Annotated in this window: 8 protein-coding genes; 3 read left to right on the top strand and 5 right to left on the bottom strand. The window is 73.7% G+C overall.

Going from position 1 to position 9,381, the window contains the following annotated elements; all coding sequences use genetic code 11:
• The 4 genes from EEJ42_RS00920 to EEJ42_RS00905 all read right to left on the bottom strand — a co-directional run.
• Positions 1-569 (bottom strand): NAD(P)-binding protein (locus EEJ42_RS00920; protein WP_184502872.1); only part of this gene is annotated, 569 nt, incomplete at its 3' end.
• Between the two features lie 404 nt (positions 570-973).
• Positions 974-1,609 (bottom strand): TetR/AcrR family transcriptional regulator, encoded by a 636-nt coding sequence (locus EEJ42_RS00915; RefSeq protein WP_123098130.1) that lies wholly within the window; start codon positions 1,607-1,609, stop codon positions 974-976.
• A gap of 136 nt (positions 1,610-1,745) precedes the next feature.
• Complete coding sequence (locus tag EEJ42_RS00910) at positions 1,746-3,833, bottom strand: YhgE/Pip family protein (RefSeq protein WP_123098129.1); 2,088 nt, start codon at positions 3,831-3,833, stop codon at positions 1,746-1,748.
• On the bottom strand, positions 3,805-4,632 hold the full coding sequence (locus EEJ42_RS00905) for an ATP-binding cassette domain-containing protein (RefSeq protein ID WP_123098128.1): 828 nt from the start codon (positions 4,630-4,632) through the stop codon (positions 3,805-3,807). Before EEJ42_RS00905 ends, EEJ42_RS00910 begins: the two co-directional genes overlap by 29 nt.
• 241 nt (positions 4,633-4,873) lie before the next feature.
• Here EEJ42_RS00905 and EEJ42_RS00900 point away from each other — a divergent pair, with 241 nt between their 5' ends.
• The 3 genes from EEJ42_RS00900 (at position 4,874) to EEJ42_RS00890 (ending at position 7,101) form a co-directional block, all read left to right on the top strand.
• Positions 4,874-5,419, top strand: coding sequence for an SAV_6107 family HEPN domain-containing protein (locus EEJ42_RS00900; protein ID WP_123098127.1), 546 nt, complete (start codon positions 4,874-4,876; stop codon positions 5,417-5,419).
• A 141-nt stretch (positions 5,420-5,560) separates the two neighbouring features.
• Entirely contained in the window at positions 5,561-6,430 is an 870-nt protein-coding gene (locus EEJ42_RS00895; protein ID WP_123098126.1) for a methyltransferase, read from the top strand.
• Between the two features lie 275 nt (positions 6,431-6,705).
• Complete coding sequence (locus EEJ42_RS00890; RefSeq protein WP_009718649.1) at positions 6,706-7,101, top strand: DUF3040 domain-containing protein; 396 nt, start codon at positions 6,706-6,708, stop codon at positions 7,099-7,101.
• 488 nt (positions 7,102-7,589) lie between these two features.
• Here the strand turns inward: EEJ42_RS00890 and EEJ42_RS00885 are convergent.
• Positions 7,590-9,381, bottom strand: a 1,792-nt coding sequence (locus EEJ42_RS00885) for a transglutaminase TgpA family protein (RefSeq protein ID WP_123098125.1), incomplete at its 5' end; no start/stop codon positions are given.

Below are 9,381 nucleotides of genomic sequence, written 5' to 3'. Positions count from 1 at the left end.
GCCACCTCGGCCAGGCTGGGCACCCGCGGACGGCCGCCGCCGCGCGCGAAGAGCCCGCCGAACCAGCCGCGCCGCGCGGGGGCGGCGGCCGGATACGGATCGCTGCCCAGCGCCCGCCAGTCGGCCCGCAGCGGCTCCTCCAGCAGGGGCCTGCGGGTGGCGTCCCACGCCTCCCGCGCCCGGTTGACCAGATCGCTCCAGCGCTCGCCCGCGCCCGCGCCGAAGGCGCCGTCCAGCGCCTGGAGCACCCCGGCGCGCGAGGCGTTGGGCAGCGCCACGTCCGTGCCGTCGGCGAAGAGGTGCCGCACCGCCGGGTCGACCTGGGTGAGCCGGACGGTCTGCTCCAGGGTCTCCTTGCCGGTCTTCACGAACAGGTCCCGGTAGACGGCGGGCAGCCGCAGCAGCCCCGGGCCCGTGTCGAAGCGGAAGCCGTCCCGCTCGAACAGCCCGACCCCGCCGCCATGGGTCCGCCCGCGCTCGTACACCACCACCCGGTGGCCCGCGACGGCCAGCCGGGCGGCGGCCGCCATGGCGCCCATCCCAGCGCCGATCACCGCAATCCGTGCCATGCCAGTGACTTTATCCGGCCCCACCGACAGCCCCGCGCTCGTCCCCAGGAGCACGCTGGGTCCGCGCGCGGGGGACTGAGTACCCGTACCTAGTCGGCGAGATGAGTAGGCGCGCGGATGGGCGGCCACCCCCGCAGACGGGAGAGTGGAACACACGGAAGGACGCGGACCGGACCGCCGACACGGGGCGGCGGAACGGCACGGCGGCCTTCCGGACGGGGGAGCCGCCGGGGAATACGCCCCGGGGGCTCTCACGGGGGAAAACGGGGGAAGTACGGGGGAAACGGGGGAAGTACGGGGGGAGGCGCTGTTCCGAGACGGGTCGATGGGGGTCGAACCGTTCCGGAACAGCGCCTTCTGTTTCGTGCGGGCGACCGTCCTGCGGCAACTGCCGCAGGACGTCGTCAGCCCGAAGCCGGAGCCTCCTTGACCAGGGCTCCGCCCACCCGCCCCTGCAACAGCCGGGACAGGGCGGCGTGGACGTCCTCCAGCGACCGCTCCGGCTGGTAGGACTGCCAGTCGAGCGCGGCCACCAGCACCATCCCGAACAGCGCCGAGGCGGTCAGCGGGATGTCGATGTCGTCGCTCAGCTCCCGCGCCGCCACCCCGGCCCGCAGCTCGGCCTCGATGACCGCTATGGCCTGCTGCCTGACCATCATCAGCGTCGACTGCCAGGCCCGGTTGGTGCGCCACAGCTCGGCCACGTACAGCTGGGTCAGCGCCGGATAGCGGGAGATGAAGTCCAGCCCGGCCCGGACCATGGCGTCCAGCGCGTCCACGTGGCTGCCGCCGCGCTCGGCGTTCTCGTCGGCGGCGTTCTGGAGCGAGGCGGTCAGCAGCTCGACGCCGTGCCGCAGCAACTCCTCGAAGAGCACGGTCTTCGACGCGAAGTTGTAGTACACCGTGCCCTTGGCCACCCCCGCCCGCTCGGCGATCTCGTCCACGGTGGTGGAGGAGAAGCCCTGTTCGGCGATGAGGGTGACCGCTGCTTCGAAGAGTTTCTGCCGGGTGCCCTGGCGGCGCGTGCTGCTGCTGTCCATGGCGCCGATTCTGCCCGCTGCCGGAGTGGTCCCGCTCACAGGGCGCCCCCAGGCATGGCGCCGACCGGTCCGGTGCTCACCGGTCCGGTGGCAACCGGTCCGGTGCTCACCGGTCCGGCGCTCATCGCTCCGCCGCTCACAGCGACAGCTGCGGGTGCAGCCGGTCGACCGACCACACCTGCCTGCGCCGCGCCGACCACGCGGTGAGCGCGAGCGCGGCCGCGCCGAAGCCGAGCAGCACCCCGCACGCGACCCACACGGGACCGAGCCCGCCGCCCGTGATGAGCCGCCGCAGCCCGTCCACCACGTAGCTCATCGGCAGGAAGGGATGGATGGCGTTGAAGAACCGTGGGCTGGTCTGCACCGGATAGGTGCCGCCCGCCGAGGTCAGCTGGAGCATCAGCAGCGCCAGGACGAGGATCCGCCCGGCCGGTCCGAAGCGGGCGTTCAGCCACTGCACGATCGCCGCGAAACAGGCGGCCACCAGCACCAGGAAGCCGACCGTGCCCGCGGCCCGCACCATCTGGAGCCCCACCGCCCAGTGCAGCACGGCCATCAGCGCCCCCGTCTGGAGCGCGCCGATCGCGGCGACCGGCAGCCATCCGGCGAGCGCGACGCGCCAGGAGGAGGCCCCGGCGGCGACCGCCCGGGCGTTGAGCGGCGGGATCAGCATGTAGGCCACCATCGCGCCGACCCACAGGGACAGCGGGATGAAGTACGGGGCGAAACCGGTGCCGTAGTTGGGTGCCTTGTGCAGCGCCTGGTTGACGAGCTGGACGGGGTCCGCCATCACCCCCGTACGGGCGTCCCGGTCGTGCTTGTCGTAGTCGGGGATCTTCGCGGCGCCGTCGTGCAGCCCGCCGGAGAGCGTGCCGGAGCCGTCGGCCAGCTTGACCAGGCCGCCCTTCAGGGAGGTCGACCCGGTGCGCAGCTTCCCGACGCCCTTGTCGAGGGTGGACGCCGCGCCGTGGGCGGTGGTCAGCCCGGTGTGCAGCTTGCCCGCGCCCTTGGCGACCTTGTGCGCCCCGGAGTTGAGGGCGTTGACCTTCTTGACCGCGGCGTCGAGGTCGGTGCCCAGGTGCGGGGCCTTTTCGGCGAGCAGGAGCGCCTTGTCGTGCAGATCGTTCAAGTCGTCCGCGAGGGTGTCGAGTTGCCCGGTGTTGTCCTTGACGAGCTTGTTGACGTCCTCGGCCACATCGGCGGCACGGTCGGCCGCCCGTACGGCCTTCTTCAGCGCCGGGCAGTCGGGGGCGGTGGCCACCGGACCCTCGCAGCGGGTCCGGTAGTCGGCGGCGAGGTCGTCGGACGCCGAGCGGGCGTCGGCGGCGGCGCTGGAGGCCGTGTCGGGGAGGTCGTCCAGGTCGTCGGACGCCCGCTGGGAGGCGTCCGCGACCAGCCGGGAGACGTCGCCGATCTCCTTGCCGTGCTTCTTGAGGAACGGACCGGCCTTGTCCGCTACGCCGTTCACCGTGTCGGACAGCGCCTGGGTGCCGTCGGCGACCCCGCCGGCGCCCGTGTCCAGCGTCCCGGCGCCCTTGTTGAGCTTGCCCAGCCCGGACTTCAGGCCGTGGCTGCCCTCCTTCGCCGTGCCCAGTCCCTTGGCGAGGTCCCCCGCGGCCGTCTTGGCCTTGCCGATGCCCCGGCCCAGCTCGTCGGCGCCCTTGGCGGCCTTCTCGGTGCGGCCGTGGATGTCCGAGAAGGAGACGAAGATGTTGTCGTAGAAGCCCCGGGACGCCTTGGTGGAGGCCGCTGCGCGCACCTCGGAGAAGACGCTGCGGGAGATCTGGCCGACGATGTAGTTGTTGGCGTCGTTGGTGCGCACCTTGAGGGCACCGGTCTCCGGGCTCGCGCCGGAGCTGGAGGCGATCCGCTTGCTGAAGTCCTCGGGCACGGTCAGCGACAGGTAGTACCTGCCGTTCTCGACTCCGTCACGCGCCTCGGCGGCGCTGGTGCGGTGCCAGTCGAAGCTCTTGCCGCTGCCGAGCAGCCGGTCGGTGAGGTCGTCGCCCGCGGTGAGGTGCTCGCCCTTCACGGTGGCGCCGCGGTCGGAGTTGACGAGCGCCACGGGGATCTTGTCGAGCTTGCCGTACGGATCCCAGAAGGACCACAGATAGAGCGCGCCGTACAGCAGGGGCAGCAGGAGCAGGGCGGCGAGTGCCGCCCGGGGCAGCTTCCCCCTGCCGAACCGCTTCAGCTCAAGCGCGGCCAGTTTCGGCGAGCGCATCCGCCGCCCCCTCCTCGTCGGTGTCCGTGTCGTCGTCCGTGTCCGTGGCTTCGTCGGTGTCGGTGTCGGTGTCTTCGTCGGTGTCCGTGACGGTCGAGACCACCACGGAGCCCTCCGGGGCCTGGCTGCACACCGCGAGGACCGTGGTGCCGCCCTCCGCGATCCCGCGCAGCAGCGCCCAGGCCCCCTGGCGCTCCGCGTCCGAGAGCTTCAGGTCGGTGTCGTCCACGGCCAGCAGCCGTGGCCGGGAGATCAGCGCGAGCGCCACCGACAGCCGCAGCGCCTCCAGCCGCTCCAGGTCCCGTACGGCCGTACGCGGACCCTTGGGCAGCGCCTCCAGGTCGAGCCCGGCCGCCGTGAGGGCCGCCTCGATCGCGGCCCGTGAGGCGGCGGCGCGCTCCCGGCGCGGCCGCAGCAGCCCGCGCGGCGAGTCCCCGAACCGGCGCTGGAGCAGGGCCCGCTCGCGCAGATGCTCGGCGACCGTCAGCGCCGGGTCGAGCTCGCTGACGCCGGGTACGTGGGCGAGCGCGCTGATCCGGCGTATCCGGCGCATCTCCTGGGGAACCCGGAACCCGCCGACGGCGGCCTCCCCTGCGGTGGGGCGCATCCGTCCGGTGAGCGTGAGCAGCAGACAGGTGCGCCCGGAGCCCGAAGGCCCCTCGACGGCGATCAGCGCGCCGGGGTCCGCGGTGACGCCGACATCGCGATACGCCCAGCCGTGTGAGCCCTTGACGCCGAGTCCGCCGGCCGTCACCGCCGCTCCGGCGCCCCGGTCCGGGGTGCCCGTCACGAGAACCACTCCCTGTGTGCGTCGGCTGTGTGAATCCTCAACTTTTTGAACTGACCGGTCAGTTCAATTCAGTATGGGGGATCACGGATCGGGCATCCGCACCGGGGCGGACCGAGAGGTCCCCCGGAGGCGACCCGGAGGAGAAAGGAGCAGGTCAGAGCCGATTGTCAGTGGTGTGCCCCACGATGGCCACATACGGCGGTCGCTCCGTCACACGACCCGGCCGCCACGCGACGACAGGAGGTTCGTCATGGCCAGTACCGCCGCAGAGCGCCGGCACCGTGCCGCCGCCCCTGCCCCTGCCCCTACCCCCGCCCCTTCGTCGACTGGCCCCGCGAGCGACGTCCACCCCGTGCTGCGCCGCTCCGCGGCCCCACCCGCCGCGCTGGACCTGCTCACCCAGGCCCACCAGGGGCTGGAGGAGGCCGCCGTGCTGGAGACCGCGAACGAGCGATTTGCCACCGCACATCTGGCGGCCCTGCGCACGGCCGCCGCCGTGCTCGCCGTGCGGGGCCGCCCCGAGACCACGGCCCGGCGGCGCGCCCGGATCCGCAGCACCTGGGAGGTGCTCCCGGAGGTCGCCCCCGAACTGACCGAGTGGAGCGCCCTGTTCGCCTCCGGCGCCGAGCGCCGGGCCCGCGCCGAGGCCGGGATACAGGGCGCGGCCAGCTGCCGTGACGCGGACGATCTGCTGCGCGCCGCCGCGATGTTCCTGCGGTTGGTCGAGCGGATGCTGGTGCTCCAGCCCGCGCTGCCCCGGCAGACCCCGCCGACGGACGGCGAGCCGGGCCGCTGACCACCGCTGGCCACCCCTGACCACCGCTGGAACCACCGCGGGACCGGCCCGGGGTCCGGAGGCAATAGGCTGGGAGCGACGTCAGTAACCCGTCGTCGCCGCCCCGGGCGGTGACGGCACCGCGCCGAGGAGCCACCCGCCGTGTCAGACCCGCAGCGCCCCCGTGCGTCCCTCCGTACCGCCGTGGTGTGGGAGGTCCTGAAAGACGCCCTGGAACGGCGGGCCAAGGCCGCGGGCGGGGAAGCGGCGGCAGCCGCGGGGGCCGGGAGCGGGGCCGCGCACGGGACGCTCGACGTGCTCGACACCGGGGGTGGCAGCGGCAACTTCGCCGTGCCGGTCGCCCAGCTCGGCCACCGCGTCACGGTCGTCGACCCCAGCCCCAACGCGCTGTTCGCGCTGGAGCGGCGGGCCGCCGAGGCCGGGGTCGCCGACCGGGTGCGCGGCGTCCAGGGCGATGCCCACGGCCTGTTCGACGTGGTCGAGCGCGGTGGCTACGACGTGGTCCTGTGCCACGGCGTGCNGGGCGATGCCCACGGCCTGTTCGACGTGGTCGAGCGCGGTGGCTACGACGTGGTCCTGTGCCACGGCGTGCTGGAGTACGTCGACGACCCCGCCGAGGGCCTGCGGAACGCGGCGGACGCGCTGCGCCCGGCGGGCACCCTCAGTGTGCTCGCCGCGGGGCTCGGCGGCGCCGTGCTCGCCCGCGCCCTGGCCGGACACTTCACCGAGGCCCGGCAAGCGCTTACCGGGCCGGACGGCCGCTGGGGCGAGGGCGACCCCATGCCGCGCCGCTTCACCGCCGACCAGCTGTCCGAGCTGGTGACCGAGGCCGGGCTGGAGATCGCCGCGGTGCACGGCGTACGGGTCTTCGCCGACCTGGTGCCCGGAGTCCTGGTCGACACCGAGCCCGGCGCCCTCGACGCGCTCCTGCGGCTGGAGGAGGCCGCAGCCGAGCTGCCCGCCTTCCACTCCGTCGCCACCCAGCTGCACGTCCTCGCCGAGCGGGACTGACCGCCCGCCGATCCCGCCCCGTCCCGTGACGGATGGCGCAGGTGGAGTAGGCCACAGGGCACCCGCTCGGCCGTCCGGCCCCGTATGATCGGGGTACACCGTCCGGCATGGCGAATCGGCGGGAGGGGAATGGACGTCTCAGCGTCAACTTTCGTCACACACGTAACGGTGGGCGAATTGGCGCTGAGGGGCGGGTTTCACGGGGGCGATTCCCTGCCTATCCTGAAAGGGTCGCACCCCGGTCGCCCCCCGCGACCGACGAGTAGGAGGACTCCGTGCCGCTCTCGGAGCACGAGCAGCGCATGCTCGAGCAAATGGAGCGAGCGTTGTACGCCGAAGATCCCAAGTTCGCGACAACGCTTGAGGGAAGCGGCCTGCGCACGTACACCCGGCGACGGGTCTACCAGGCGGTCGCGGGTTTTCTGGTCGGCATCGCGCTCCTGATGGTCGGAGTGATCGTTCCGCAGATCTGGATCAGCGTGGTGGGCTTCCTCATCATGCTGGGGTGTGCGGTGCTCGCCGTGACGGGCTGGCGCAAGGCGCCCAAGCCGGGTGAGGCGCAGCGGGCGGGTGGGGCCGGGCCGCCCCGCCGTCAGGGCCGCCAGCGCCGTTCCATGATGGACCGGATCGAGGAGCGGTGGCAGCGCCGCCGCGACGAGCAGGGCCACTGACCACCGGGACCCCTGGCCGGAGCGGGTCCACCGGTTGAGAACGCATGGCTGAGGGGCGGTCGCCCCGCATGTCCCCATGCCGACCGCCCCGCATGGGCCGCCCCCGGTGCATCGCGCCCGGCCTTTCATGGCGGGCCGTCTCCGGCCTTTCATCGACGGTCGCGCCTGGCCTTCCACCGGGGCTCGAACCGCCGACATCTGCCTTGTAAGGGCGGCGCTCTACCGCTGAGCTACGCGCCCTGAGCGAGCTGTCAGCCGGGCCGTCCCTGGCCCTTCCCCCACGGGGCGCGCCCGCTCTTCGCCGGGCGGTCGCACCGGGCCATTCACCGGTGGGCCGCACCCTGGCCTTGCATCGGTGGGGCGCCTGGCCCTTCGCCCGTGGGCCGCAACTCGGCCTTTCACCGGTGGCCCCAGCCGTTCGCCCACGGGGCGCGCCTGGCCCTTCGCCGGGGCGGTCCTGCCGCCCCGCCGAAGGGCCGGGGCCCGTCTCAGCCCCGCTCTCCGCGGGGGCCTCGGAGCTGGGTCGCCCAGCGGGCCCATCGGGGGGCTCCCCAGCGGTCGACCAGGGCGGACCAGCGGCGGGCGGCTGCCCATACCACCTGGATCGCCGAGCGCGGGGCCAGCAGGGCGCGCAGACGCTCCCGGCGTCCGGATCCGGCCTGGAGACCGGCCAGGACCGCCCGCACGTCGTCGGCGACGCCCGCGACCGGGCGCGGGTGCGGCGCGTACAGCACCTGCTCGACCGCCGCGGCCACCCGCTCGCCCGCCCGTCTCGCCTCGTCGTCCAGCTCGGTGAGCCGCACGATCCGGGCCACGGCCTTGCGCGAGGTCTGGGAGTCGTCCGGCAGGACGCCGAAGTCCCAGGCGGTGTCGACCAGTTCGTGCCAGGCCGCCAGGATCCGGTCGGCGGCGTCCTGTTCGGTGCGCCCGCCGGAGCCGTCCAGTCTGCGGGCCCGGACCCGCCGCCGCCACAGCATGGGCAGCAGCGGCACCACGAACAACAGCAGCGCCAGCGAACTCCAGCTGGTGACCGTGGACACCGACAACCCGCCGCCCGAGGAGCCGTCCCCGGGCTGCGGGACCGCTGCCGCGTCGCAGCCGCCCTCCTTCCGCAGCTCCGGTGCGCAGCTGTCCGAGGCGGACGGCGCGGCCGTCGGCTCGGAGCTGGTGCTCGGCTGGGCCGACGGCTCGTCGGGGACCTCGCCCGACGGCGTCTGCTCCATCGTGTAGTCGGGCTGGGTGCCGCGGCTCGGGGTGGGCTCGAAGCGGGTCCAGCCGACGCCCTCGAAGTACAGCTCGGGCCAGGCGTGGGCGTCCTTCAGCCCGACCGACACCGAACCGTCCGCCTGCGAGGTGCCGGGGGTGAACCCGACGGCCACCCGCGCCGGTATGCCCAGCGTCCGGGCCATCGCCGCCATGGAGAAGGAGAAGTGGACGCAGAAGCCCGCCTTCTGCTTGAGGAACTTGGCGATGGCGGTCGAACCGCTGCCGGACTGCACCTCGGTGTCGTACCGGAAGCCGCCGTTCACCGCGAACCAGTCCTGGAGCTTGACCGCCTTCTGGTACGCGTTGGACGCGCCCGAGGTCACCTCGCGCGCGGTCTGGGAGACCACGGGCGGCAGCGAGTCCGGCACCTCGGTGTACTCGCGCAGCAGCCGCGGGTTCGGCGGCGGGGCGGAGGCCAGCTGGTCGGCGGTCGGCTCCACCATCAGGCTGGTGACCCGGTAGCGGGCGCCGCGGGTGGTCTGGCCGCGGTCGCCGACCAGCGTGCGGCCCTCGGGTTCGTACCGCCAGCGCCCGTCGATCTGCACCTTGTCGGCCGGGTAGGGGAGCGGCAGCCAGTTCTGCGCGTACCACTCGGCGGCCGAGATGGTGGTGTCCACGGAGGTGGTCCGGACCGCGGGGCCGAGACCGGTCGGCGCCGGCAGTCGGCTCGGTACGTCGGTGACGTGCCGCTCGGACGACTTCCACGAGGCGCCGTCGAACTTGTCGAGCGCCACGATCCGCAGATACATGTCCTGGGTGGTCTGCGAGGAGGTGCGGTACCGCAGCACCTCCCTGTTCTCCGGCTGGTTCAGGCTGTCCTGGAGCGACACCAGCGGGTTCACCGCCGAGATGGTGCCGCCGCCGCTGCCCGGACCGCCGCCGCTGCCCTGCCGGTTCAGCAGCCCGCCGTCCAGGGACGGCAGCACCGCGGGCACCGCGACCGCGATGCCCAGCGCCAGCACGCCGATCCGGTGGCCCGCCCGGACCGGGGCCGACGCCGGGCCGCCCCCGGCC

Origin of the sequence: Streptomyces botrytidirepellens (assembly GCF_003721215.1) — a bacterium.
Classification (GTDB): Bacteria; Actinomycetota; Actinomycetes; order Streptomycetales; family Streptomycetaceae; genus Streptomyces; species Streptomyces himastatinicus.
This window is presented reverse-complemented; position numbering and strand designations above follow the sequence as displayed.